Below are 24238 nucleotides of genomic sequence, written 5' to 3' on the forward strand. Positions count from 1 at the left end.
CAGCTTGGCTAAAACAGGCCCTTGTAGCCCTGCCAGCCCGTGCCGATCTTCACCCGGGCGGCAAAGGTTCCCCTGCCGGTGCCGGCCTGGCGGTAGAGGTTGCCGGCCGTGTCCCGCGCGACCAGGTCGTTCTTGCCGTCGCCGGTGATGTCTCCGACGCCGACGACCGCGTTGTAGGTGGCGCCCCAGTTCGCCGCGACCTTCACCCGGCCCTTCAGCGTGCCCGTGCCCGTGCCGTCGTAGCGCCACAGGTTCCCGGCCCGGTCACGGGCCAGCACGTCACCGACGCCGTCACCGGTGAGGTCACCCGCGCCGACGACCTTGGTGTAGATGCCCCAGCCCGACGCGACCTTCTTCGCCGGGGCCAGCGTGCCGTCCGACTTCGCCGCGTAGAGGTAGAGGTCGCCGGTCGACGCCCTCCGCGCCAGCAGGTCCGCCCGCTTGTCCCCGGTGAGGTCGCCGGGGGAGGTGAGGACGTTGTGGGCGTTCCAGCCGGTGCCGAGATTCCTGTACGTCATCGACGGCGACGGCGCCAGACCGCACTTGACCCGGTAGCCGCGCAGCGAGCCGTCGTTCATCCGCACCAGCACGTCGTTGCAGCGGTCGCCGTTCAGGTCGCCGAACGGCACCGCGACCGTCGAGGCCGACCACACACCGCCGGGCTCCTTCACCGAGAAGGTGCCCCTTCCCGTGCCGCGCAGGAAGTTCAGCCGTCCCGCCGAGTCGACGCCGAGCAGATCGGCGTTGCCGTCCGGCAGCCCGTCCGAGCCCACGTGGTCGTGGCGCACGGCGTCGCCGTGCAGCAGCCGTACCGAGCCGACCACCGTCAGCGGACCGCCGACGCCGTCGGCCGGCGTGACCGTGAGGGTCCAGTCGTAGGTGCCGCTCGGCACGAACGCGTCACCGGTGCGCGCGGGGTCGTCGCCGTGCCAGCCGACGCTCAGCTCGCCGCGCGCGGGACCGCCCTGCATGCCGTCGGTGTAGACCTTGCCAGTCGCACGGTTGCGCACGGTCAGATCCCAGCCGGAGGAGGGCTTGGACAGCAGCACGGTGGTGAGTGTGTCGGGGACGGCGTCGAACTCGTGCGGCTCGACGTACGACGCGCTCCGCGCCGGTCCGAGCGGCCGCAGCGGCTGCTGCGGCACACCGGACGGGACCAGGTGGACCTGCTCGCGGTCGTCCACATAGGCCGCGTTGGCGCCCGCCTCGTCGACCGTCCAGCGCACGTCCCGCTGCGAGACACCGGTGTCGGGCAGTTCCCCGATCACGCGGCTCTCCGGCGTGCCGCCGGCGACCGCCGTGAGGACGAGCGTGCCCGCCTGCTTGTCGTGGGTGACGACGTATCCGTCCCCCAGCTTGGCCTCACCGGTCGGCACGGGCACCGACTTCCGCGCCGTACGGTCGTACACGCCGGCCTTGCCGTCGCAGGTCCAGTACAGATAGCGGCCGAGCGCCTGGAGTTCGGTGGGGGTGCAGTCCACGTCCAGGCCGATTCTGCCCGACCCCGCAGTGCCCAGCCGGAACAGCGTCACATTGCCAGGAATCGGCCCTGCCGCCCACAGCATGTCGCCGGAGAGCGCGGCAGCACCCGCCGGGTGCGTGGCGACCGGGTTCCCGGGATCGCCGATCCGGTAGACGTACGTCGTGGTGGGGGTGGTGTGCAGCACGTACTGCCCTGATACGTCGGCGATGGCACCGCCGGCGGGCACGCTCCGCTCCCACGGGTCCCGGTCAGCGGGCCCGTCGACGCGCAGCAGGTTGTTCGACCCGTCGGACTCCAGCCACGCGACTCGCCCGTCGGCCGTGCCGAACAGCCGGACGTCCTGAGCGGGGCAGGAGGAGGTCCCGCGGACGAACTCGGAACGCTCACCGAACTCGGGAGTGCCGGTGACCGCGACGGTGCGCCCGAAGGCCGAGCAGCGCAGCCGCTCGCTGTCGTCCCTGACGACCAGACGGCCCTGGTCCAGGGAGAGGCCCCGGATCTCGGCGGGCGGTTCGGGCAGCGCCTTCACCTGGCTGACGACCGGCCTGCCGTCCGGGCCTTCGTGGATGCGCTGGATGCCCCAGTCGTCGGCGCCGGTCCGGCCGATGGCCACGGCCGTGCCGTTCGACACGGAGGACATGTCCATCCGCCCCTGCGCCATCAGGGGAACCGCGTCACCGCCCGCGATGGGCTTGGCCGTGATCTGGCCGGTGAAATCGTGGACCAGCCAGTCGCCGACCACCGCGAGGTCGTTGACCCAGTTCCTGGGGCTGAGGCCGGCCAGATCCACCTCGACCGGCGTGGCCGACAGGTCGTTGCGGGGCAGCACCAGCAGCTTGGTGTCCTCCGTGTCGCTGAAGACGAGCACGTACTCGGGCGAGAGCTCGACCTCGGCATAGGCCGTGCTCGGCAGTGGCCCTGACCAGCCCTTCACCCGGCCGGTTGCACGGTCGATCGCGACCACGCGGGGCGTGCCGTCCAGCGTCGCGTCGAACATCACGTCCGAAGCGTCCGCACCGCGCGGAACCCGGAGCTTCATGCCCTCGGGCAGACCACCGACTTCCGTGTCCGTGACCGTCCCGTCCTCGGCCACGTCCAGCAGGTGGTACACGCGGGTCACCGTGCCGTCGGGGCCCGTCACTCCGCTGGTGCCGACCACGGTGTTCCCGTACGCCCCTGCCCACCCACGGCCCTCGGGCATGCGGAAAGTGCGGGTCGTGCCGTCAGCGGCGTTCCACAGGTCGACGCGGCGGTCGGAGTATCGGTAGGCGAGCACGTCGCTGCCCGTCGCAGACACGGTCGCCCCGTCCTTCACGGGCGTCTCGAACGACCGGCCGTCGGCGTACCGCGTCCACAGCAGGCCGCCGGCGCCCTCCATCTGGTGGAAGACGCCCTCCGGGCCGGCCCCGTTCATGCCCATGTACGCGTCCGCGTAGTACAGCTGCGCGCCCAGGTTCGTGTCGCGCAGCGTCGCCGGCACCACCCTCTCCTGCGGTGCCTCCTCCCCCGCCGCCGAAGCGGCCGGCAGCAGCGTGCTCAGCCCCAGCGTGAGCACCGCGGACAGGGCCGCGAGTCTGTAGGTCCTGCGCATCAGGAGATCCCCTTGTAGGTCTGCCAGCCGGTCGCGATCTTCACCCGGGCGGCGAACGACCCCTTGCCGTTGCCGGTCTGTCGCCACAGGTTGCCCGCCGTGTCCCGCGCGACCAGGTCGTTCTTGCCGTCGCCGGTGATGTCGCCGACGCCGACGACCGCGTTGTAGGTGGCGCCCCAGTTCGCCGCGACCTTCACGCGGCCCTTCAGCGTGCCCGTGCCCGTGCCGTCGTAGCGCCACAGGTTCCCGGCCCGGTCACGGGCCAGCACGTCACCGACGCCGTCACCGGTGAGGTCACCCGCGCCGACGACCTTCGTGTAGATGCCCCAGCCGGCCGCGATCTTGACGCCGGCCTTGAGCTTTCCGGCGCCGTCGTTGGCGAACAGGTAGACGTCACCGGTCGACGTCCTCCGCGCCAGCAGGTCGGGGCGCTTGTCGCCGGTGAGGTCACCGGGGGTGGTGAGGACGCTGTACGCGTTCCAGCCGGTGCCGAGCGAGGCGTGGCTGTTCGACGGGGCGTACGAGTAGCCGCACCTGCCGTTGTACCGGCGCAGCTCACCGGTCGGCATGCGCATCAGCATCTCGGCGCAGCGGTCCTTGCCCATGTCCCCGAAGGGGACCGCGACGGTGCCGGACGGCCAGCCCGAGGCCGAGCTCCGCCAGTCGAAGGTGCCCTTGCCGTGGGTGTAGTGCAGGGACAGAGCGCCCGAGGAATTGAGCGTGACCAGCTCGCCGAAGCTGTAGCCGCCCTGGTCGTGGTGGCCTTGGAGGCCGCCGCCGTAATCGAAGGTCCCGCTCGTGGTGTACGAGCCGGCGCCCTCCGCGGCGACGGCCTTCAGGCTCCAGGTCTTGCGCCCGTTGTAGAGGTACGTGCCCGCGTCGGTCTTCAGGTCCCAGGACAGGTCGATGGCCGCGCCACTGCCCCTGAGCGTGCGCTGGACCTGGCCCTGAGCGTCCTTCACGGTGAAGGTCCAGTTCGCGGGCTTGTTGAGCTGCCAGTAGGCGTCCCATACGGCTGAGCCGTAGCGCCCGCTGGGGTCGACCAGCTCGCTGCCCACCACCGAGTCGATCTTCGCCAGGGACTGCGCCGGCACACCGCTCTGCACGATCCGGATCACCTTGTCCGGCCCGACGTACGCGATGTCCCCGCCGAACTTGTCCACGGTCCAGGACAGCCGCCGCTGGTCCGCGGTCGATCCGGCCGGCAGGTCGGCGATCGCCCGCGCGGGGGCGGCCGTACCCGTGTGGTAGTCCGTCAGCAGCAGCTTGCCGGCGGTCCGGTCGTGCCGGACGAGGTAGCCGTCACCGATCAGCGCCGGGCCGGACGGCACCTTGATGTTCTTCCTGGCATTACGGTCGTACACGCCCGCCGCGCCCGTCGGACCGCAGTTCCAGTAGATCCAGCGGCCGATGGCCTGGAGCTCCCTGACCGTGCAGGGCGCGCCCGTGGCGAGGGTCAGCAGTGTCTTCTTCGTGACCAGGTTGTACGCGGTGACGGCGCCGTTGCCCGTGCCGGGCGTCCAGAGCACCGAGCCCCATACGGAGGCGGCGGTGATCGGGCGGGTGCGGCGCACGTCCGTCCAGTAGTGGTGGTCGATGTCGTCGACGTACTGCTTGCCGGTGGAGGCCGCGTTGTAGATGTAGTACCGGCCCGTCGCGTCCACGAACCGGCCGCCGGTGACGTCCGGCTCGTCGTTGCCGGCCAACGTGTCGTCCTCCAGGTGGATCTGCGCCTGCTGTTGTCCGTCGGCGTACTCGAGGAAGTTGCCCACCCAGGAGTTGCCGAAGGAGCGCATCGGCACGCAGCCCCGTGGCCCCGACTCGCACGGGACGCGCTGCACATGGGCGCCGCCCGCGAGTTCGTCGGCGTATCCGCGGTATTCCGTGTTCAGCACCGTGGAGCCGTCGGCCGAGACCTGGCGGCCGACCACCCACTGGTAGCCGCTGGGCGTGTACTCCACCGTCGTCAGGAACCCACCGGCGTAATCGATCCCCCACACCCCGTCCGTCTGGATCGGCGTGGGCGTGGTCTCCGCGGCCGCCGGCGCCGCGGTGGTCAGTGAACCGGCACCGAGCGCGGCCAGGCCCACCAGAGTGGAGGCGATCCGGCCACGCCGGATCGCGGAAGAGCGCGTGCGGGCACGCGTGTTCAAGGGCCCTCCCCGAAGAGACGAGGCAGGACGCACACCGCTTCCCGGTGTCCCTGGCCCCCCGGCCGTCGCATCCGCCTCAGCAGAAGTGAGCCGATCCTACAGTCGGCTCACCGGCGCGGGGAAAGGGGTTACCGGCCACGCGCGGGGAACGGAAAACGCCGTGGCCCCCACCCGTTCGGTGGGGGCCACGGCGTTCAGTCACGCGCGTCGGACAGGATGTCAGCCGTTGCGCTTCCAGCGCGGCTTGTCCTCGCGGCGGCCGAAGGAGCCGCCGCTGCGGTGGTCGTCACGGCGGCCGTAGGGGCGCTCGTGGCCGCCGGAGCGGAAGCCCGGGCGGTCGCCCTGACGGTCGCGGTTGAAGGGACGGTCGCTGCCGCGGTGACCGCCGCGGTCGTCACGGCGGAAGCCGCCACGGTCGTCACGGTCGCGGTTGAAGCCACCGCGGTTGTCGTCACGGCGCTCGAAGCCACGGCTGCCACGGTTGTCGTCACGACGGTCACGGTTGAAACCGCCCCGGTTGTCGTCACGGCGCTCGAAGGAACGGCCGCCGCGGTCGTCGCGGTTGAACCCGCCCCGGTTGTCGTCACGGCGGTCGCGGTTGAAGCCACCGCCACGGTTGTCGTCACGACGCTCGAAGGAGCGGCCGCCGCGGTTGTCGTCACGGCGCTCGAAGGAACGGCCGCCGCGGTCGTCGCGGTTGAACCCGCCCCGGTTGTCGTCACGGCGGTCGCGGTTGAAGCCACCACCGCGGTTGTCGTCACGACGCTCGAAGGAACGGCCGCCGCGGTTGTCGTCACGACGGTCGCGGTTGAAACCGCCCCGGTCGCCCCGGTCGCCCCGGTCGCCGCGGTCACGGTCGAAGGAACGCTCACGGCGCTCGTACGGACGCTCCTCGCGCTCCGTGCGCTCCGTGCGCTCGGTCCGCTCCGACCGGTCCATGTCCTGCGCCGCAGGCTGCTCCGGCACGGACACCTCGGCGACGACAGCCGCCTCGGCGGCCTCGGCGGCCGCGGCCACGACCGCCTCCGGGTCCTCGCCGCGCTCACGGGCCACGCGCGCCAGCAGGCGGTCGGCCTCCTCGCGCAGCTCGGTGGCGCGGCGCTGGGCGCGCTCCAGCTGCTTGGTCAGGTGGGCGACGTCCCGCTCGGCCTGCGAGGCGGCGTTGCCCGCCGACTCGGCCTGGACCTCGGTCATCGACCGGGCACCGGTGATCTCGGCGACCTCGGGGTCGAAGGTGCCGGCGCCCTGGATGATGTGGCGCGAGGCGTCGACGCCGGCGTCCTCCATGAGGCGGAAGATCTGGCGGCGCTGGTGCGGCAGGGCGAGGGAGACGACCGTGCCGGTGCGGCCGGCACGGGCGGTGCGGCCGGCGCGGTGCAGGTAGTCCTTGTGGTCGCCGGCCGGGTCCACGTTCAGCACCAGGTCGATGCCGTCGACGTGGATGCCGCGGGCGGCAACGTCGGTCGCCACCAGGACGTTGACGTAACCGTCCTTGAAGTCGGCGAGCGTCCGGGTGCGCGCGCCCTGGGTCATGCCGCCGTGCAGCGCGTCGGCCTTCACGCCCGCCTCGCGCAGCTGCTCGGCGACGCGGTCGGCGCCCAGCTGGGTGCGGACGAAGATGATCGTGCGGCCCTTGCGGGAGGCGATCGCGGCGGTGACCGGCGCCTTGTCCTTGGGCTTCACGATGAGGATGTGGTGCGACATCGTCGTGACGGCACCCTGCGCCGCGTCCACCTCGTGCAGGACGGGCGAGGTCAGGTAGCGGTCGACGAGGGTCTTGATCTCGTTCTCCATCGTGGCGGAGAACAGCATCCGCTGGCCGCCGGCCGGGACCTGGTCGAGCAGCTCGGTGACCTCGGGCAGGAAGCCCAGGTCGGACATCTGGTCGGCCTCGTCGAGGACGGCGATCTGCACGTCCTCCAGGGAGCAGGCGCCCCGGTTGATGATGTCGCGCAGCCGGCCGGGCGTGGCGACCAGGATGTCGACGCCCCGCTCCAGGGCGTAGATCTGGTTGCCCATCGACGTACCGCCGCAGACGACCTTCATCTTCAGGCCCACGACGTCGCCGTACGGCTGGAGCGCGTCGGCCACCTGCATGGCCAGCTCGCGGGTCGGCGTGAGGATGACCGCACGCGGGCGCTTCTTCTCGGTGCGGCCGCCGGCCAGCTGGGCCAGGGTCGGCAGACCGAAGGAGAGGGTCTTGCCGGAGCCGGTGCGGCCACGGCCGAGGATGTCCTTGCCCGCCAGCGCGTCCGGGATGGTCGCGGCCTGGATCGGGAAGGGGGTGGTCACGCCGTTCTGTGCGAGCTTGCGCACGACGCCCTCGGGCAGACCGAGGTCCGCGAAGGTGAGCTCGGGAGCCTCAGCGGCCGCGTCGTCCGCCGCGGTCTCGACGACCTCGACGATCTGGACGACCTCGTCGGCCTCGACGTTCTCGGGCAGGACGGTGTGATCAGTGCTGGAAATGGACATGCGTATGCGAAACCTTCCGGAGTCTCATCGGCACGCGCCCGTCAACTCCGTGATTCGCATACGACCGCCTCAATGCGGTCCGCCACGGCAAGGGAGAGTACGCGCCACACGGCGCGCTCTGCTGTGGCGCCGGGCAAATGGGATCAAACGATCTACCACCATACGCACTCACCACCCCTGAAGGCAAACCGGCCTCATATCCGCAGGTCAGGCCGGCCTAGGCCGGAGTGCCCGCTTCCGGTGCCGGCTCCCGCTGCTCCAGCTGCGGTCCCGGCTCCGGGTGCGCCGACGACGAGGGCTCCGCCTCGGTCGGCGTCGGTGTGGGCGGCGGCTCGGGCGAGGCCGGCGGCGGCTCGGGCGACGGCTCCGCCTTCGTCGGCGTCGGCTCGGCCCGGGTGGGCTCAGGAACGCCCGGCCGCACCGGGGGGCGCCCCGGCGGACGCCCCGGCCCGGCGGGCGCCGGCACCGACGCGCTCGCACTGGCCGACGGGGACCCCGAAGGCGCCGCCGACCCCGCCGCCTCGCCCTTCCCCCCGCCCTTGGGCCGCGGATCCTCGGCCCCGCCGGCCGCACCGCCACCGCCCCCGTCGTAGCCGGCGCCCGCACCCGGCGCGGGGACACCGCCCTCCGGCACCTCACCGCCCCGCTCCCCCGCCGAGTGCGCGGGCGGCGCCCCCTTGCCGTCGTCGTCTCCCACACTCATGCAGCCGGCGGCAGCGGCGACCGCCACCACCGTGGCGGCCAGTCGGACGGGTACGTACAAGGGGCGCACGGGCAGCCACCTCCGGGGGCGCGGCGGGAAGTCGCCCTGCCCAACTCCCGCCGCCCGCAAGAAGACACGCCACCCCCGGCCGAGCGGCACCGCTCAGCCGTAACCCAGGGCGTGCAGGCGCGCGTCGTCGATCCCGAAGTGGTGCGCGATCTCGTGCACCACTGTGATCTCCGTCTCCGCGACGACGTCCTCCCGCGACTCGCAGATCCGCAGCGTCGGCCCCCGGTAGATCGTGATCCGGTCCGGCAGCACGCCCGCGTACCACTCACCGCGCTCCGTCAGCGGAGTCCCCTCGTACAGCCCGAGCAGCTCGGGATCCTCCGCGGGCGGCTCGTCCTCGACGAACACCGCGACGTTGTCCATCAGCCGCGTCAGCTCGGGCGGGATCCGGTCCAGCGCCTCGGCGACCAGCTCCTCGAACTCCTCGCGCGTCATCTCCAGCACACCGCCATTGTCCGGTACGACACCCCCGTTCACCCCGTACGCGGCGCGGAGCAGTCCCCGCATACGCGCCCGCCCGCCGGGGCATACGGCATCAATGGCCCGCGTCACCGCCCCGACCCGACCTGCCCTCGACGACCGCCCCAACCCCTGGCTCCGCTCCCTCGGCCTCCTCACCGTCGTCCTCGTCGGCGCCTGGCTCGGGCTGCTGATCGTCGGGAACGTCCGCACCCCCGTCGGGCCCATGGACACGACGATGACGCTGCGGCCCTCGCTCACCGGCGGCACCAAGATCAACGTCTCCCCGCTCGGTGCCCTCCACCTCGACAGCCACACCGCCCCGGTCCGCCTCGACGTCAACGTGGACCAGCTCGACCCGGACCGCGCCCAGGCCCTCGTCGACCACCCCGAACGCCTCTCCGGCCTCCAGGACGAGGTCGCCGATGACGTCGGCCGCGGCACCCTCGACCTCGCCGTCCGCTCCTGCGTCGCCGTCGTCTCCGGCGCCACCGCCCTCGGGCTCGCCGTCTACCGCCGCCCGCGCCGCGCGCTCGCCGCCGGCGGCCTCGCCCTCACCCTGCTGGCGGCGTCGGGCGTCACGGCGTACGCCACCTGGAACCCGAAGTCGGTCCTCGAACCCCGCTTCTCCGGCCTGCTGACCTCGGCCCCGTCCCTGGTGGGCAACGCGCGCAGCATCGTCACCGAGTTCGACGTCTACCAGAAGGAACTGGCCCGCCTGGTCACCAACGTCACCAAGCTCTACGACGCCACGTCCACGCTCCCCGCCTACGCCCCCGACCCCTCCACCATCCGGGTGCTGCACGTCTCGGACATCCACCTCAACCCGGCGAGCTGGAAGATCATCGCCTCGCTGGTGGAGCAGTACGACGTCAACGTCATCGTCGACTCCGGCGACACCATGGACCACGGCACGGCCGCGGAGAACGGCTTCCTCGACCCCGTCGAGGACCTCGGCGCGCCCTACGTCTGGGTGCGCGGCAACCACGACTCGAAGGTCACCCAGCGCTATCTGGAGGGCCTGAAGAACGTCCATGTCCTCGACGACGGCCGGGCGGAGACGATCGCGGGGCTGCGCTTCGCCGGCATCGGCGACCCGCAGTTCACCCCCGACCGCTCCGGCGAGCAGGAGACCTCCCAGGAACTGGCCGGCGCGCGCCTCGCGACGGCCCTGCGCGACGAGCGGGCGGCGGGCAGGCCGGTGGACGTGGCGATCGCGCACGAGCCATCCGCGGCCCGGGAGACGGACGGCGAGGTCCCCCTGGTGCTGTCCGGCCACCTCCACCACCAGGAGACGGAGATCCTGAAGTACGGCACCCGCCTGCGCATCGAGGGCTCCACGGGCGGCAGCGGGCTGCGCGCGATCGAGGGCGAACACCCCGACCCGATCGAGACCTCCGTCCTCTACTTCGACCGCGACACCCGGCGCCTGCAGGCCTGGGACGAGATCCGCCTGGGCGGTCTCGGCCTGACGACGGCCGAGGTCAGCCGTCACCTGCCGGACGAGAACACCCCCGGTGCCACGCCCTCCCCCGGGACCAGCCCGTAAACCGTTTTGGCGATACCTCCCGCCATCCCATATGCTTCTCACGTCCCCGACGCGCTGACAAGCGCCCAGGCGGGCCGATAGCCCTCATCGTCTAGCGGCCTAGGACGCCGCCCTTTCAAGGCGGTAGCACGGGTTCGAATCCCGTTGGGGGCACGCAGTACGGTGTGCGACACTTGAGCCTGTCGCTCGCACACAAAAGCAAGGTCCTGTGGAGCAGTTTGGAGTGCTCGCCACCCTGTCAAGGTGGAGGCCGCGGGTTCAAATCCCGTCAGGACCGCTGAAGCTTCCCCGGAAGCTTCGTGGCTGGGTAGCTCAGTTGGTACGAGCGTCCGCCTGAAAAGCGGAAGGTCGCCGGTTCGACCCCGGCCCCAGCCACAGCCCAAGGCCCCGATCTTCGGATCGGGGCCTTGTCGTATGTCGAGGGGGTCATGAGACATGGTGCGTCGCGGTGATGCGAAGGGCGCGCGGGACAACGAGGTCGAACGGCAGCGGGCCCGGTACGGGTTGCAGGCCGTGCTCGGGAGCAATCTGGCGATCGTGGTCGTCGCCGTGTTCGGGGTGTGGCAGCTCGGCGGGGACAAGGCGGTGATCGTGGGGGTGCTCACCACCGCCTTCACCGCGATCAGCGGGGTGACCACCGCCTACCTCGGGATCAAGGCCGTCTCCAACACCGCGCAGAACATCGCGCTCGGCAACGCGCCCGCCCGGCCGCAGGAACCGGCGACCGAGGGTGTGCCGGCCCCGCGGCAACCCGAGGTGCCGCTCGGCTGACGTACCCGCGCCCCGGGCAAAAGCGTTCGCCAGGAATTTGGCGGGGATGAGATCCTGGATCGCGTATGTCTACGCAGCCTGCCCCCGCCCTCGGCGCCCTCGCCGCCCGTCTGACCGAGTTGTCGTTGCGCGACGCGCACCGGCTCGGGCGGCGGCTGGAAGGCGCGCGCAAGATCCGTAAGCCGGAGGCCCGGGCCGCCGTGCTCGAGGAGATCGAGGCGGAGGTCGCCCGGGGCGAGGAGCGGATGGCCGCGCGCCGCCGGCGCGTGCCGGAGGTCACCTATCCCGAGCAGCTCCCCGTCAGCCAGAAGAAGGACGTCATCGCGGACGCCATCCGCGAGCACCAGGTCGTCATCGTGGCCGGCGAGACCGGGTCCGGTAAGACCACGCAGATCCCGAAGATCTGCATGGAGCTCGGCCGGGGTGTGCGCGGCATGATCGGCCACACCCAGCCGCGCCGTATCGCCGCCCGTACGGTCGCGGAGCGGGTCGCGGAGGAGCTGCGGACACCGCTCGGCGAGGCCGTCGGCTGGAAGGTGCGGTTCACCGACCAGGTGAACCCGGACGCCACCTTCGTGAAGCTGATGACGGACGGCATCCTGCTCGCCGAGATCCAGACCGACCGCGAGCTGCGCGCCTACGACACGATCATCATCGACGAGGCCCACGAGCGGTCCCTCAACATCGACTTCCTGCTCGGCTACCTCGCCCAGCTGCTGCCGAAGCGGCCCGACCTCAAGGTGGTCATCACCTCCGCGACGATCGACCCCGAGCGGTTCTCCCGGCATTTCGGGGACGCCCCGATCATCGAGGTCAGCGGGCGTACGTATCCCGTCGAGGTGCGCTACCGGCCGCTGCTGGAGGAGGAGTCCGAGGACGCCGACCGGGACCAGATCACCGCGATCACCGACGCCGTCGAGGAACTGATGGCCGAGGGGCAGGGCGACATCCTCGTCTTCCTCTCCGGTGAGCGCGAGATCCGCGACACCGCGGACGCGCTGAACAAGAAGCGATACCGGTTCACCGAGGTGCTGCCGCTCTACGCCCGGCTGTCGCACGCCGAGCAGCACCGGGTGTTCCAGCAGCACACCGGGCGCAGGATCGTTCTGGCGACGAATGTCGCGGAGACGTCCCTGACGGTGCCCGGCATCAAGTACGTCATCGACCCCGGCTTCGCCCGCATCAGCCGCTACAGCCACCGCACCAAGGTGCAGCGGCTGCCGATCGAGCCGATCTCGCAGGCCAGCGCCAACCAGCGCAAGGGCCGCTGCGGCCGTACGTCCGACGGCATCTGCATCCGGCTGTACAGCGAGGAGGACTTCCTCGCGCGGCCCGAGTTCACCGACGCGGAGATCCTGCGGACGAACCTGGCGTCCGTCATCCTGCAGATGACCGCGGCCGGGCTCGGTGAGATCGAGAAGTTCCCGTTCATCGACCCGCCGGACCACCGCAACATCCGGGACGGTGTGCAGCTGCTGCAGGAGCTGGGCGCGCTCGACCCGGCCCAGAAGGACCCGCGCAAGCGGCTGACGGACACCGGCCGCAAGCTGGCGCAGCTGCCCGTCGACCCGAGGCTGGCCCGCATGGTCCTGGAGGCGGCCCGCAACGGCTGCGTCCGCGAGGTCATGGTCATAGCCGCCGCGCTGTCGATCCAGGACCCGCGCGAGCGCCCGGCCGACAAGCAGGCCCAGGCCGACCAGCAGCACGCCCGCTTCAAGGACGAGACCAGCGACTTCCTCGCCTACCTGAACCTCTGGCGCTACATCCGCGAGCAGCAGAAGGAGCGGGGGTCCAGTTCCTTCCGGCGCATGTGCAAGCAGGAGTACCTGAACTTCCTGCGCATCCGCGAATGGCAGGACATCTACAGCCAGCTGCGCACGGTCGCCAAGCAGATGGGCATCCACCTCAACGAGGACGACGCCCCCGCCGACCGCGTCCACGTCTCCCTGCTCGCCGGACTGCTCTCGCACATCGGCATGAAGGACGTGAAGGACGGCAACAAGAACGAGTACCTGGGCGCCCGCAACGCCAAGTTCGCGATCTTCCCCGGCTCGGCGCTGTTCAAGAAGCAGCCGCGTTTCCTGATGTCGGCCGAGCTGGTGGAGACCTCCCGCCTCTGGGCGCGGGTCAACGCGAAGATCGAGCCGGAGTGGGTGGAGCCGCTCGCCGGGCACCTCATCAAGCGGACGTACAGCGAACCGCACTGGGAGAAGGACCAGGCGGCGGTGATGGCGTACGAGAAGGTCACGCTCTACGGCGTGCCGATCGTCGCCCAGCGGAAGATCAACTACGGCCGTATCGACCCCGAGGCCTCCCGCGAGCTGTTCATCCGCAACGCGCTGGTGGAGGGCGACTGGCGAACCCATCACAAGTTCTTCGCCGACAACCGCAGACTCCTCAGCGAGGTCGAGGAGTTGGAGCACCGGGCGCGGCGCCGGGACATCGTGGTCGACGACGAGACGCTGTTCGACTTCTACGACCAGCGGGTGCCCGAACACGTCGTCTCCGGCGCGCACTTCGACTCGTGGTGGAAGCACAAGCGGCACGAGCAGCCGGACTTCCTGGACTTCGAGCGGGAGATGCTGATCCGCGAGTCGGCGGAGGCGGTCACCAAGGCCGACTACCCGGACTCGTGGCGGCAGGGGCAGCTGAAGTTCCGGGTGACGTACCAGTTCGAGCCGGGCGCGGACGCGGACGGCGTGACCGTCCACATCCCGCTGCAGGTGCTCAACCAGGTCACGGACGAGGGCTTCGACTGGCAGATCCCGGGCCTGCGGGAGGAGCTGGTCACGGAGCTGATCCGTGCCCTGCCCAAGCCGATCCGCCGCAACTACGTGCCTGCGCCGAACTTCGCGAAGCGCTTCCTGGACACGGCCGTCCCGCTCCAGGAGCCGCTCACGGTCACCATGGCCCGCGAGCTGAAGCGGATGGTCGGCGTGCCCTTCGAGGCGGACGACTTCGACTGGGCCAAGGTGCCGGACCATCTGCGCATCACCTTCCGGATCGTCGACGAGCGGCGCCGCAAGCTCGCGGAGGACAAGGACCTGGAGGCGCTCAAGCTCCGGCTGAAGCCGAAGGCCCGCAAGGCGCTGTCGCAGGCGGCCGCGGCGACCGCGTCCCGTGAGGGCGGGGAGTCGCTGGAGCGCAAGGGCCTCACCGACTGGACGATCGGCACGCTCACCCGGGTCTTCGAGACGCGCCGGGCGGGGCAGCCGGTGAAGGCGTACCCGGCGCTGGTCGACGACGGCGACACCGTCTCCGTACGCCTCTTCGACACCGAGGCCGAGCAGGCCGAGGCGATGTGGAAGGGCACGCGGCGGCTGATCCTGCGCAACATCCCGGTCAACCCGGCGAAGTTCGCGTCCGAGAAGCTGACCAACGCCCAGAAGCTCGCGCTGTCGGCGAATCCGCACGGCTCGGTGCAGGCGCTGTTCGACGACTGCGCGATGGCGGCGGCGGACAAGCTGATCGGCGACTTCGGCGGACCGGCGTGGGACGAGGAGTCCTACCGGAAGCTGTACGACAAGGTGCGGGCGGAGATCGTCGACACGACCGTGCGTACGGTCGGGCAGGTGCAGCAGGTGCTGGCGGCCTGGCAGGCCTGTGAGCGGCGCCTGAAGGCCGTACGGAGCCCCGCGCTGCTGCCGAACCTGGCGGATGTGCGGGCGCAGCTGGACGCCCTGGTGAAGCCGGGCTTCGTGACGGAGGCGGGGATCGGGCGGCTGCCGCATCTGATGCGGTATCTCGTGGCGGCGGACCGGCGGCTGCAGCAGATGCCGACGGGCGTCCAGCGGGACACGACCCGCATGGAGAAGGTCCACGACATGCAGGACGAGTACGCGTGGCTGCTGGAGCAGCTGCCGAAGGGCCGGCCCGTGCCGGCCTCCGTCCTGGAGATCCGCTGGATGATCGAGGAGCTGCGGGTGAGCTACTTCGCGCACGCGCTGGGCACGGCGTACGCCGTCTCCGACAAGCGGATCGTGAAGGCGATCGACGCCGCCGCGCCGTGACCGGACCCGCACTGAGGGTGAGTTCGACCAGGGGCTCACCCTCCTGTAGAGTCCTTCTCGCAGCGCAACGCAGAAACGCGAAACGCCGCGAAACCTGGTCCTGTGGAGCAGTTTGGAGTGCTCGCCACCCTGTCAAGGTGGAGGCCGCGGGTTCAAATCCCGTCAGGACCGCATCGATCGAGTAAGGCCCGCCCCCGCGAGGGATGCGGGCCTTTCTCATGTCCCGGCCCGGTCGAGGGGGACCGCGGGCCTTGTCGCCATTCCGGCCCCGGCCGAAAGGGACCGCGGGACCTGCTCACGCCCCCTCACCCCCCTCGCGAACGCGGGCCCCGGTCGGGTTCCGTGCGGCTCTCGCCGGCTTCGCCGTCCCTGAATCCCCCTCCTGAGCCCCCTGGAACCGTCTGGCGACCCGTCAAAGGCTCTGCAGCCGCCTTGACGGCGTCACATTCCCTCGGTACCCCGGAAGTCAGGGTCATGGCGTGGCGGGGGCTGGAGGGGGCGTATGGCGGCTTCGGTCAGGCATGAGACGCGGGCGCTGCTGCGGGCGCATCTGGCGGCCGCGTCGTCGTACCGGCATCTGACGCGGCACTGCCCGGTGTGCCGTCAGTTGCTGCGGCTGGCCATGGACTCCCCGCAGCGGGGTACTGACACCCCCGAGGAGGAGGAGCGCGAAGAGGGCGCGCCGGCTTCGTGACGCTCGGTGGCCCCAACGGCCTTACGGCGATGGGGCGGTGGAACGTGCGCTTCCATTAGCGCAGGTGCGCCGGAGGCGACAAGTGCCGCGGCGTGTGACGGGAGTCACCGGACGAGTTTCCGAAACAGTGGTTCTTACCCCACTCCTACAAGTGGTCAATTTAATATGTGCAATTGCACCAGTACCGAGGGGTCGCCCCCCGGCCACGCAGAACCCTCCCCCACCCCGCCGTCGGACACTCTCCGTGGGCATGAAAAATCGCGCTGGACCCGGCGGAGTCCAGCGCGATCAACGATGCAAAGGTCCTGTTGGGGCAGGTCCAGCGTCGTGTGGAGCCAGTGTTTCGAGCACCTCGGCCAGGTTGGGGGTCCGGCCGGTTTGCCCGGTTATGAAGTTGTTCAGGCCTCGCTGCGCTGCTGCGGGATGCCCGCGAGCAGAGCGCGGACCTCGGCCTCGCGGTAGCGTCGGTGTCCGCCGAGCGTGCGGATCGACGTGAGCTTGCCGGCCTTCGCCCACCGCGTGACCGTCTTCGGGTCGACGCGGAACATCGTGGCGACCTCAGCCGGGGTCAGCAGCGGCTCGGCATCAGGGGTGCGAGCGGTCATGAGCGGCCTCCTCGGGAGAACCGAACCTTCTCGGTTCTTTCCTCTAAATTCTGCACCTTGACCCGCGTTGCCCGAAATGGCGGACGCGAGTCGAGTCGGTTATAGGACGAACGGCTTGTCCTCGGCACTACAACTACACCATCTGTCCAGCCGCGTCGGCCAAACCGATGGAATTGCCCTCCCAGGTGTTCATCAGCGACGGAAGCCGATGGACCATGCCATAGCGGACAGTCACGCGACTGTGACGATCAGTCACAGAGCGATCAGGAGTCACCAGACCCCCCAAAGCGTGCAATGCTGAGAAGAGCCCTCCCCGGGCTCCTTGTCCTATTTTGGCACGAGGAGGGGCAAGGGGCGCAAGGGCCGCGTACGTGCGGTCTGTCACGCTTGGGGTAAACGCCCGGATCGGGACCTACGTCCCGTCAACTTCTGGAAGTGCGGTAGACCGTACGCGGTGCACTGCCTTCAAGGCCGTGACGCACGTCACTCGTAAGGTGTCGTTTCTGTTGCGGCGTCAGGTGGGCCGGGACGGGCGCCCCGCTCAGTTCGCCGACCGCAGGTCCCGCACCGCGCGCCAGCGCTCCACCAGCCGCCCGTACGCCTCCCCCGCCGCGGCCCCGTCGTCCCGGCGCAGCGCGTCGATCCCCTCGGCGACGTCCGCGGCCGAGTGGTCGCCCTCCAGGTCGCCCGCCGGCAGGACGTGCACCAGACCGCCGTAGTCCAGCTCGACCACCGAGCGCGGGTGGAACTCCTCCAGCCAGCGGCCGACGTCGACCAGGCCGTCGATCAGCGGGCCCTCGTCGATCGCGTCCTTCAGCGCCCGCAGACCCCGGGCGACCCGGCGGCGGGCCTGCACCATCGGGGTGCGGTAGCGCAGCACGGGCGGCTCGCCGCCGGTGTCGCCGGAGCCCTTGGCGTACTCGCGCTCCTCGTCGGCGACGAGCACGAACCAGTTCAGCGGCACCTGCCAGGTCGCCGTACGGATCCACGGCCGGGCGTCGGGGTTGCGCACCAGCCAGCGCTCGTAGTCCCGCGCCGCCTGATCACGTACGAGCGGCGGCAGTACGGCGTCCAGGACCGACGCGGGCAGCTCCTCCCCGAGGTCACCGAGGGCCTGCCAGCCGCGCAGCCGGGTGCGCCAGGGGCAGACGTGGATCACGCCCCCGGACTCCAGGACGAAGGCGTCGCCGCTCTCGTGCACGGGCACCGGTACCGGCGGGGTGGGCAGCAAGTCGGCCAGGGACCGGCGCAGTTCGTCCTGGTACGTCGGGCGCTCGGAGCGGCGGGCGTAACGGGCCCAGTGACTGCGTTCCGGCTCGGGGAAGGCGGCCAGCGGCTCGTAGACCCGCAAGTAGGCCGTGTACGGGACGATCACCGAGGACACCTTGGGCACGCCTGCTCCCTCCCCCGCCGCCGACCGGGGAAAACTGCGGAACCCGCCCACAAAAGAGCGGGAAAACTATGCGAATCGTCGCACGGGGGTACTCCGTGAGGAGGTGATCCTGAGCACGGCGAGGTGAGCGGCCCCGGACAGGCTCTACTCTTCCCCCCAAAGGGGCCCCGCCACCCGCACGGGACCTCTTCCCAACCGCCTCTGCTTACCCAGGAGTCACCACAGTGACCGACGTAACCGACGGCGTCCTGCACACCCTGTTCCACTCAGATCAGGGGGGCCACGAGCAGGTCGTGCTCTGCCAGGACCGCGCCAGCGGCCTCAAGGCCGTCATCGCCATCCACTCCACCGCCCTCGGCCCCGCCCTCGGCGGTACGCGCTTCTACCCGTACGCGAGCGAGGAGGAGGCCGTCGCCGACGCGCTGAACCTCGCGCGCGGCATGTCGTACAAGAACGCCATGGCCGGCCTCGACCACGGCGGCGGCAAGGCCGTGATCATCGGCGACCCGGAGCAGATCAAGAGCGAGGAGCTGCTGCTGGCCTACGGCCGGTTCGTGGCCTCGCTGGGCGGTCGCTACGTCACCGCCTGCGACGTCGGCACCTATGTCGCCGACATGGACGTCGTCGCGCGCGAGTGCCGCTGGACCACCGGCCGCTCCCCGGAGAACGGCGGCGCCGGCGACTCCTCGGTGCTGACCGCCTTCGGCGTCTACCAGGGCATGCGTGCCTCGGCCCAGCACCTGTGGGGCGACCCGTCGCTGCGCGGCCGCAAGGTCGGCATCGCGGGCGTCGGCAAGGTCGGCCACCACCTGGTGGAGCACCTGCGCGCGGAGGGCGCCGAGGTCGTCGTCACGGACGTCCGCGAGGACGCCGTGGGCCGCATCCTCGCGGCGCACCCGACGGGCGTCACGGCCGTCGCCGACACCGCGACCCTGATCCGCGTCGAGGACCTCGACATCTACGCCCCCTGCGCGCTCGGCGGGGCCCTGAACGACGACACCGTGCCGGTGCTGACGGCGAAGATCGTCTGCGGCGCGGCCAACAACCAGCTCGCCCACCCGGGCGTGGAGAAGGACCTCGCCGACCGCGGGATCCTCTACGCGCCGGACTACGTGGTGAACGCGGGCGGTGTCATCCAGGTGGCCGACGAGCTGCACGGGTTCGACTTCGACCGGTGCAAGGCGAAGGCGGCGAAGATCTTCGACACCACGCTGGCCATATTCGCACGTGCGAAGGCCGATGGGATTCCGCCGGCCGCCGCGGCCGACCGGATCGCCGAGCAGCGGATGCACGAGGCCGCCGCCGCGCACGGACGCTGACGTTCCGGAGAGCGCGGGCCAAGGGTTTGCGCGGTACCCGCCGGGGGTCGGTTAGAGAGAACTCTCACTTCAACCGGCGGGTCGTCCCCCGATAAGTGGTTAAAATCGCCATTGACCAGCGAGGACAGGGCGCCTCGAAGGTCCTGTGCACACGCGCGTGCTGCGGGCGACGTACCGTATGGGCGCGGGCTCAGGTACCGTGGAAGCCCTACGGACCGGCCTCTCCATGGAGAGTCCGTTCCGGATCATGAACGCGTGTCAGACTCTGGGGCCGTCGAGCCCCGTCGTTGAGGGGGTCGAGCCATGGGGCGCGGCCGGGCCAAGGCCAAGCAGACGAAGGTCGCCCGCCAGCTGAAGTACAACAGCGGTGGGACTGACCTCTCACGCCTGGCTGAAGAGCTGGGCGCATCGACGTCGAACCAGTCGCCGAACGGCGACCGCTTCGAGGAAGATGAGCACGACGACGACGATCTGTACTCCAGGTACGCCGACCTCTATGAGGACGACGACGAGGACGACGAGGACGAACACGGTTCCTCGCAGCAGCGTCGCGGCGCGTAACGCTTGCAGCAGTTTGACCGTCACCCGGTCCGGGGCCTCAGGGCACCGGACCGGGTTTCGTGCTGCCTTCACGGAGTTCCGCCCCCCGAAGGGGGCGGAGTGACTCACGCGTAGTCGCCGACCAGCTCAGCACCCGTGGTGTGCTCGCCGCGCTCGGTGATCTCGCCCGCGACCCAGGCGTCGACCCCGCGGTCGGCCAGCGTCGTCAGGGCCACGTCCACGGAGCTCTGCGGCACGATCGCGATCATGCCGACGCCCATGTTCAGCGTCTTCTCCAGCTCCAGGCGCTCGACGCTCCCGGTCCTGCCGACGAGGTCGAAGATCGCTCCGGGGGTCCAGGTGGAGCGGTCCACGGTGGCGTGCAGGCTGTCCGGGATCACGCGGGCCAGGTTGGCCGCGAGGCCGCCGCCGGTGACGTGGCTGAAGGCGTGGACCTCGGTGGTGCGGGTGAGCGCCAGACAGTCCAGCGAGTAGATCTTGGTGGGCTCCAGCAGCTCCTCGCCGAGGGTGCGGCCGAGTTCCTCGACACGGGCGTCCAGGGCGAGGCCGGCCTGCTTCAGCAGGACGTGCCGCACCAGCGAGTACCCGTTGGAGTGAAGGCCGGAGGACGCCATGGCGATCACCGCGTCACCCGTACGGATGCGATCCGCGCCGAGCAGCCGGTCGGCCTCCACCACGCCCGTACCGGCGCCGGCGACGTCGAAGTCGTCCGCGCCCAGCAGACCGGGGTGTTCGGCCGTCTCACCGCCCACCAGGGCGCAGCCCGCCAGCACACAGCCTTCGGCGATGCCCTTGACGATGGCGGCGACCCGCTCGGGGTGGACCTTGCCGACGCAGATGTAGTCGGTCATGAACAGCGGCTCGGCGCCGCACACCACGATGTCGTCCATGACCATGGCGACCAGGTCGTGGCCGATGGTGTCGTAGACGCCCATCTGGCGGGCGATGTCGACCTTCGTGCCGACGCCGTCGGTGGCGGAGGCGAGCAGCGGACGCTCGAAGCGCTTGAGGGCGGAGGCGTCGAAGAGGCCGGCGAAGCCGCCGAGACCGCCGAGGCCCGCGACCTCGGCGCGCTGCGTCTTCTTCACCCACTCCTTCATCAGCTCTACGGCGCGGTCTCCCGCTTCGATGTCGACGCCCGCGGCTGCGTAGCTGGCACCAGTCGTCTCAGACATGTGGTGAGAACCTTCGTGTCGTACGGCAGAACTTAGGGGCGGCGGATCGCGTCCGCGGCAGCCGTGGCGGCGGGCCCTGCGGCCAGCTCCGTCTCCAGGAGCTGCTTGCCCAGCAGCTCCGGGTCGGGGAGCTCCATCGGGTACTCGCCGTCGAAGCAGGCACGGCACAGGTTCGGCTTGGCGATGGTGGTCGCCTCGATCATGCCGTCGATGGAGATGTACGCCAGCGAATCGGCGCCCAGCGAGGTGCCGATCTCGTCGATGGTCATGCCGTTGGCGATGAGCTCGGCGCGGGTGGCGAAGTCGATGCCGAAGAAGCAGGGCCACTTCACGGGCGGGGAGGAGATCCGGATGTGGACCTCGGCGGCGCCCGCCTCGCGCAGCATGCGGACCAGGGCCCGCTGGGTGTTGCCCCGCACGATGGAGTCGTCGACGACGACCAGGCGCTTGCCCTTGATGACTTCCTTCAGCGGGTTCAGCTTCAGACGGATGCCGAGCTGGCGGATCGTCTGGGAGGGCTGGATGAAGGTGCGGCCGACGTAGGCGTTCTTGACGAGGCCGGCGCCGAAGGGGATGCCGGACGCCTCCGCGTAGCCGATGGCGGCGGGGGTGCCGGACTCCGGGGTCGCTATGACCAGGTCGGCCTCGACGGGGGCTTCCTTCGCCAGGCGGCGGCCCATCTCCACGCGGGAGAGGTAGACGTTGCGGCCGGCGATGTCGGTGTCGGGACGGGCCAGGTACACGTACTCGAAGACACAGCCCTTGGGCTTCGCTTCCGCGAAGCGGGAGGTGCGCAGGCCGTTCTCGTCGATCGCGATGAACTCGCCCGGCTCTATCTCGCGCACGTAGCTGGCGCCGCAGATGTCCAGCGCGGCGGACTCCGAGGCGACGACCCAGCCGCGCTCCAGTCGGCCGAGGACCAGCGGGCGGATGCCCTGCGGGTCGCGGCCGGCGTAGAGGGTGTGCTCGTCCATGAAGACGAGCGAGAACGCGCCACGGACCTTGGGGAGGACCTGGTGGGCCGCCTCCTCGATGGTCAGCGGCTTGCCGTCCTCGTCGACCTGGGCCGCGAGGAGCGCGGTGAGCAGGTCGGTGTCGTTGGTGGCAGCCACGCGGGTCGAGCGGCTGTTGTTGTCGTCGGGGAGGGCGGCGACCATCTCGGCCAGCTGGGCCGTGTTGACGAGGTTGCCGTTGTGGCCGAGCGCGATCGAGCCGTGCGCGGTGGCACGGAACGTCGGCTGGGCGTTCTCCCACACGGAGGCGCCGGTGGTCGAGTAGCGGGCGTGTCCGACCGCGATATGACCCTGGAGCGAACCGAGAGAGGTCTCGTCGAAGACCTGGGAGACGAGGCCCATGTCCTTGAAGACGAGGATCTGGGAGCCGTTGCTGACCGCGATTCCCGCGGATTCCTGGCCCCGATGCTGGAGGGCGTAGAGCCCGAAGTACGTGAGCTTTGCGACCTCTTCGCCCGGAGCCCAGACACCGAAGACGCCACACGCGTCCTGGGGGCCTTTCTCGCCGGGAAGTAGATCGTGATTGAGTCGACCGTCACCACGTGGCACGCCTTCGAGTGTAGGCGAGATCGACCACTGGTCCGAATTGGGGATACCCGTCAGTAATCGATCACTCGGCGGCGACAGCGGTCAGAGATTCGCCGTTTTCGCTGGTCAGAGTGAGGGTGCGAGCGTCGATGCGGTAGTCGACGCCGCCGTCGAGGACCCGTTCGATGCTTCGCTCCGTGTTCATGAGTGAGGCTTCGCACATCATTCGGGTCGTGGCGAGCGAGCCGAGCGTGATACGGCCGTCGCGCACGGTCGCCTCGGCGTTCACGCGGTTGCAGCCCAGGCTTCCCGAGAGGGTTCCCTTCGCTGTGTCGAAGACCAGGTGGGCGCGGCCGTTCGCGGCGGGGCGGGTGATCTGCCACCTGGTGCCGGACAGCGCGGTCGGCCGCTGCTCGGTGAGCCGGACGCGGTCGCCGTCGGCGGTGGTCAGGGTGAGGTTCCCGTCCCGCACGCGGGCGGTGAGGCTGCCGTCGGTGAGGGTGTCGGCGAGGGTCTGCTCGAACCGCGCGGGGACGCCGTCGCAGGCCATCTCGGTGGCACCGAGCCCCTTGAAGGCGATGCGGTCGCCGTCCAGGTCGGCGTCCGAACCGAAGCCGTTGCAGCCGAGGCTGCCGTCGGCCCTGCCGTCGGCGCCGATCCGCAGATGGGCGCCGGCCGGGGCCTTGCTGGTGCGGCCGTCGACGGTGACGTCGGTGACGGCCCAGCGCACCCCGGTGACGTCCGGCCCGGCGGCGACGGCGTCACCGCCGGGCTTCTCGGTTCCGCAGGCGGCCAGGAGCGGGAGCAGGGTCAGGGCCGCGAGGGTCAGTCGCTGCTTGTCCATGCCGGTGTGACGGAGGCCGCCCGCGATCGGTTCCCCTGCGGATCTCAGCCCATCAGCGGCAGCAGCCCGCTCAGGTCGGCCCGCTCCCCGCTCGCGCTGACCTGCGCCGCCTCCAGCGCGTCCGCCCAGGTCAGACGGCCGGTCGCCAGCCGGATCCAGGTCAGCGGGCCGGTCTCGACGACGTTCGGCGGGGTGCCGCGGGTGTGCCGGGGGCCCTCCAGGCACTGCACCACGGCGTACGGCGGGATACGCACCTCGGTCGCGCCGCCGGGCGCCTTCGCGGCGAGGGCGTCGGCCAGCAGGCGGGTGCAGGCGGCCAGGGCCTGCTTGTCGAAGGGCACGGCAAGGCCGGGCACGGCGGCGTTCAGGTCGTCGGTGTGGACGACCAGTTCGACGGTGCGGGTGACCAGGTAGTCGTCCAGGACCATCGCGCCGGTGCGGGCGGCGAGCAGCCGGGTGCCGGGGGCGTCGGCGAGGCGCTCGGCGAGGCGTTCTTCGGTGCGCGCGTACAGGGCGTCGAGGTCGGGGTGGGCCTCGGCGAGGGCGCGGGTGCCGTCGGCGATGTCGGCGGCCCGGGCGGCGGTGGCGAAGGGCCAGTCCAGGAGGGTGAGTTCGGGCCTGGCCGGCTCGTCCCGTTCGATGTTCCGGCTGACGGTCTCCACGGCCATCGTGATGTGCGCCGCCAGATCCCGTACGGTCCACTCGCCCAGCCGCGTGGGCAGCGCGAGTTGATCGGCCGTCAGGGTGCTCACGGCCCGGCGTACGTGCCCGAACTGGGCGAACACCGCGGCGCGGATCTTGGCGGGGTCATAGGTACGGGTGCGCTTCTTGGCCGGCATGGGGCGA

17 protein-coding genes and 4 tRNA genes are annotated in these 24238 nt (G+C 70.7%); 11 read left to right on the forward strand and 10 right to left on the reverse strand.

Going from position 1 to position 24238, the window contains the following annotated elements:
• Positions 1-8: 8 nt before the first annotated feature.
• The 3 genes from ACIGXJ_RS09720 to ACIGXJ_RS09730 form a co-directional block, all read right to left on the reverse strand.
• Positions 9-3074 (reverse strand): FG-GAP repeat domain-containing protein, encoded by a 3066-nt coding sequence (locus ACIGXJ_RS09720; RefSeq protein ID WP_399642826.1) that lies wholly within the window; start codon positions 3072-3074, stop codon positions 9-11.
• Complete coding sequence (locus ACIGXJ_RS09725; RefSeq protein ID WP_399642827.1) at positions 3074-5227, reverse strand: FG-GAP repeat domain-containing protein; 2154 nt, start codon at positions 5225-5227, stop codon at positions 3074-3076. The genes ACIGXJ_RS09720 and ACIGXJ_RS09725 overlap by 1 nt, the downstream gene beginning before the upstream one ends.
• A 219-nt stretch (positions 5228-5446) precedes the next feature.
• Entirely contained in the window at positions 5447-7699 is a 2253-nt protein-coding gene (locus tag ACIGXJ_RS09730) for a DEAD/DEAH box helicase (protein ID WP_399642828.1), read from the reverse strand.
• Between the two features lie 227 nt (positions 7700-7926).
• Here ACIGXJ_RS09730 and ACIGXJ_RS09735 point away from each other — a divergent pair, with 227 nt between their 5' ends.
• Positions 7927-8292: a hypothetical protein gene (locus ACIGXJ_RS09735; RefSeq protein WP_399642829.1), complete on the forward strand. Its 366-nt coding sequence runs from the start codon at positions 7927-7929 to the stop codon at positions 8290-8292.
• 272 nt (positions 8293-8564) lie between these two features.
• Here the strand turns inward: ACIGXJ_RS09735 and ACIGXJ_RS09740 are convergent, their stop codons facing one another.
• Positions 8565-8915, reverse strand: coding sequence for a metallopeptidase family protein (locus tag ACIGXJ_RS09740; protein ID WP_399642830.1), 351 nt, complete (start codon positions 8913-8915; stop codon positions 8565-8567).
• Between the two features lie 94 nt (positions 8916-9009).
• On the opposite strand from ACIGXJ_RS09740, the gene ACIGXJ_RS09745 reads away from it, so the two are divergent.
• From ACIGXJ_RS09745 to ACIGXJ_RS09780, 8 genes are all read left to right on the forward strand, one after another.
• Positions 9010-10479, forward strand: a complete 1470-nt coding sequence (locus ACIGXJ_RS09745; RefSeq protein ID WP_399642831.1) for a metallophosphoesterase — start codon at positions 9010-9012, stop codon at positions 10477-10479.
• A gap of 80 nt (positions 10480-10559) precedes the next feature.
• Positions 10560-10632: transfer RNA gene (locus ACIGXJ_RS09750), tRNA-Glu, on the forward strand.
• Between the two features lie 49 nt (positions 10633-10681).
• Positions 10682-10756, forward strand: a tRNA-Asp gene (locus tag ACIGXJ_RS09755).
• A gap of 24 nt (positions 10757-10780) precedes the next feature.
• Positions 10781-10854, forward strand: a tRNA-Phe gene (locus ACIGXJ_RS09760).
• 60 nt (positions 10855-10914) lie between these two features.
• Positions 10915-11250 carry a hypothetical protein gene (locus tag ACIGXJ_RS09765; protein WP_399642832.1) on the forward strand — a complete coding sequence of 112 codons (336 nt, stop codon included), beginning with the start codon at positions 10915-10917 and terminating at the stop codon, positions 11248-11250.
• Between the two features lie 65 nt (positions 11251-11315).
• On the forward strand, positions 11316-15260 hold the full coding sequence (gene hrpA, locus ACIGXJ_RS09770) for an ATP-dependent RNA helicase HrpA (protein ID WP_399642833.1): 3945 nt from the start codon (positions 11316-11318) through the stop codon (positions 15258-15260).
• Positions 15261-15356: 96 nt separating this feature from the next.
• Positions 15357-15431 (forward strand) — tRNA-Asp (locus ACIGXJ_RS09775).
• 331 nt (positions 15432-15762) lie between these two features.
• A complete protein-coding gene (locus tag ACIGXJ_RS09780; RefSeq protein ID WP_399642834.1) occupies positions 15763-15954 on the forward strand; it encodes a DUF6274 family protein in 192 nt (63 codons plus the stop codon).
• 398 nt (positions 15955-16352) lie between these two features.
• Here the strand turns inward: ACIGXJ_RS09780 and bldC are convergent, their stop codons facing one another.
• Positions 16353-16559, reverse strand: coding sequence for a developmental transcriptional regulator BldC (bldC, locus tag ACIGXJ_RS09785; RefSeq protein ID WP_003949541.1), 207 nt, complete (start codon positions 16557-16559; stop codon positions 16353-16355).
• Between the two features lie 541 nt (positions 16560-17100).
• Positions 17101-17952: a hypothetical protein gene (locus tag ACIGXJ_RS09790; RefSeq protein WP_399642835.1), complete on the reverse strand. Its 852-nt coding sequence runs from the start codon at positions 17950-17952 to the stop codon at positions 17101-17103.
• 224 nt (positions 17953-18176) lie between these two features.
• Here ACIGXJ_RS09790 and ACIGXJ_RS09795 point away from each other — a divergent pair, with 224 nt between their 5' ends.
• Both ACIGXJ_RS09795 and ACIGXJ_RS09800 read left to right on the forward strand, forming a co-directional pair.
• Complete coding sequence (locus ACIGXJ_RS09795; protein WP_399642836.1) at positions 18177-19271, forward strand: Leu/Phe/Val dehydrogenase; 1095 nt, start codon at positions 18177-18179, stop codon at positions 19269-19271.
• Positions 19272-19574: 303 nt separating this feature from the next.
• Positions 19575-19832 carry a DUF3073 domain-containing protein gene (locus ACIGXJ_RS09800; RefSeq protein WP_399642837.1) on the forward strand — a complete coding sequence of 86 codons (258 nt, stop codon included), beginning with the start codon at positions 19575-19577 and terminating at the stop codon, positions 19830-19832.
• Positions 19833-19936: 104 nt separating this feature from the next.
• Here the strand turns inward: ACIGXJ_RS09800 and purM are convergent, their stop codons facing one another.
• The 4 genes from purM to ACIGXJ_RS09820 form a co-directional block, all read right to left on the reverse strand.
• Positions 19937-21007: a phosphoribosylformylglycinamidine cyclo-ligase gene (purM, locus tag ACIGXJ_RS09805; RefSeq protein WP_399642838.1), complete on the reverse strand. Its 1071-nt coding sequence runs from the start codon at positions 21005-21007 to the stop codon at positions 19937-19939.
• A gap of 32 nt (positions 21008-21039) precedes the next feature.
• Positions 21040-22569: an amidophosphoribosyltransferase gene (purF, locus tag ACIGXJ_RS09810; protein WP_399642839.1), complete on the reverse strand. Its 1530-nt coding sequence runs from the start codon at positions 22567-22569 to the stop codon at positions 21040-21042.
• A 61-nt stretch (positions 22570-22630) separates the two neighbouring features.
• Positions 22631-23392, reverse strand: a complete 762-nt coding sequence (locus ACIGXJ_RS09815; protein WP_399642840.1) for an META domain-containing protein — start codon at positions 23390-23392, stop codon at positions 22631-22633.
• 44 nt (positions 23393-23436) lie between these two features.
• Entirely contained in the window at positions 23437-24231 is a 795-nt protein-coding gene (locus ACIGXJ_RS09820) for a sterol carrier family protein (protein WP_399642841.1), read from the reverse strand.
• Positions 24232-24238 lie beyond the last annotated feature (7 nt).

The sequence above is a fragment of the Streptomyces sp. NPDC053367 genome (assembly GCF_044545925.1).
GTDB lineage: Bacteria > Actinomycetota > Actinomycetes > Streptomycetales > Streptomycetaceae > Streptomyces.

Excerpts from the sequence above, each read along its gene's own strand:
- ACIGXJ_RS09720 (WP_399642826.1), bottom strand. The coding sequence starts at position 3,074 with ATGCGCAGGACCTACAGACTCGCGGCCCTGTCCGCGGTGCTCACGCTG.
- ACIGXJ_RS09730 (WP_399642828.1), bottom strand. The coding sequence starts at position 7,699 with ATGTCCATTTCCAGCACTGATCACACCGTCCTGCCCGAGAACGTCGAG.
- ACIGXJ_RS09745 (WP_399642831.1), top strand. The coding sequence starts at position 9,010 with ATGGCCCGCGTCACCGCCCCGACCCGACCTGCCCTCGACGACCGCCCC.
- ACIGXJ_RS09765 (WP_399642832.1), top strand. The coding sequence starts at position 10,915 with ATGGTGCGTCGCGGTGATGCGAAGGGCGCGCGGGACAACGAGGTCGAA.
- hrpA (WP_399642833.1), top strand. The coding sequence starts at position 11,316 with ATGTCTACGCAGCCTGCCCCCGCCCTCGGCGCCCTCGCCGCCCGTCTG.
- ACIGXJ_RS09780 (WP_399642834.1), top strand. The coding sequence starts at position 15,763 with ATGGCGGCTTCGGTCAGGCATGAGACGCGGGCGCTGCTGCGGGCGCAT.
- bldC (WP_003949541.1), bottom strand. The coding sequence starts at position 16,559 with ATGACCGCTCGCACCCCTGATGCCGAGCCGCTGCTGACCCCGGCTGAG.
- ACIGXJ_RS09800 (WP_399642837.1), top strand. The coding sequence starts at position 19,575 with ATGGGGCGCGGCCGGGCCAAGGCCAAGCAGACGAAGGTCGCCCGCCAG.
- purM (WP_399642838.1), bottom strand. The coding sequence starts at position 21,007 with ATGTCTGAGACGACTGGTGCCAGCTACGCAGCCGCGGGCGTCGACATC.
- ACIGXJ_RS09815 (WP_399642840.1), bottom strand. The coding sequence starts at position 23,392 with ATGGACAAGCAGCGACTGACCCTCGCGGCCCTGACCCTGCTCCCGCTC.
- ACIGXJ_RS09820 (WP_399642841.1), bottom strand. The coding sequence starts at position 24,231 with ATGCCGGCCAAGAAGCGCACCCGTACCTATGACCCCGCCAAGATCCGC.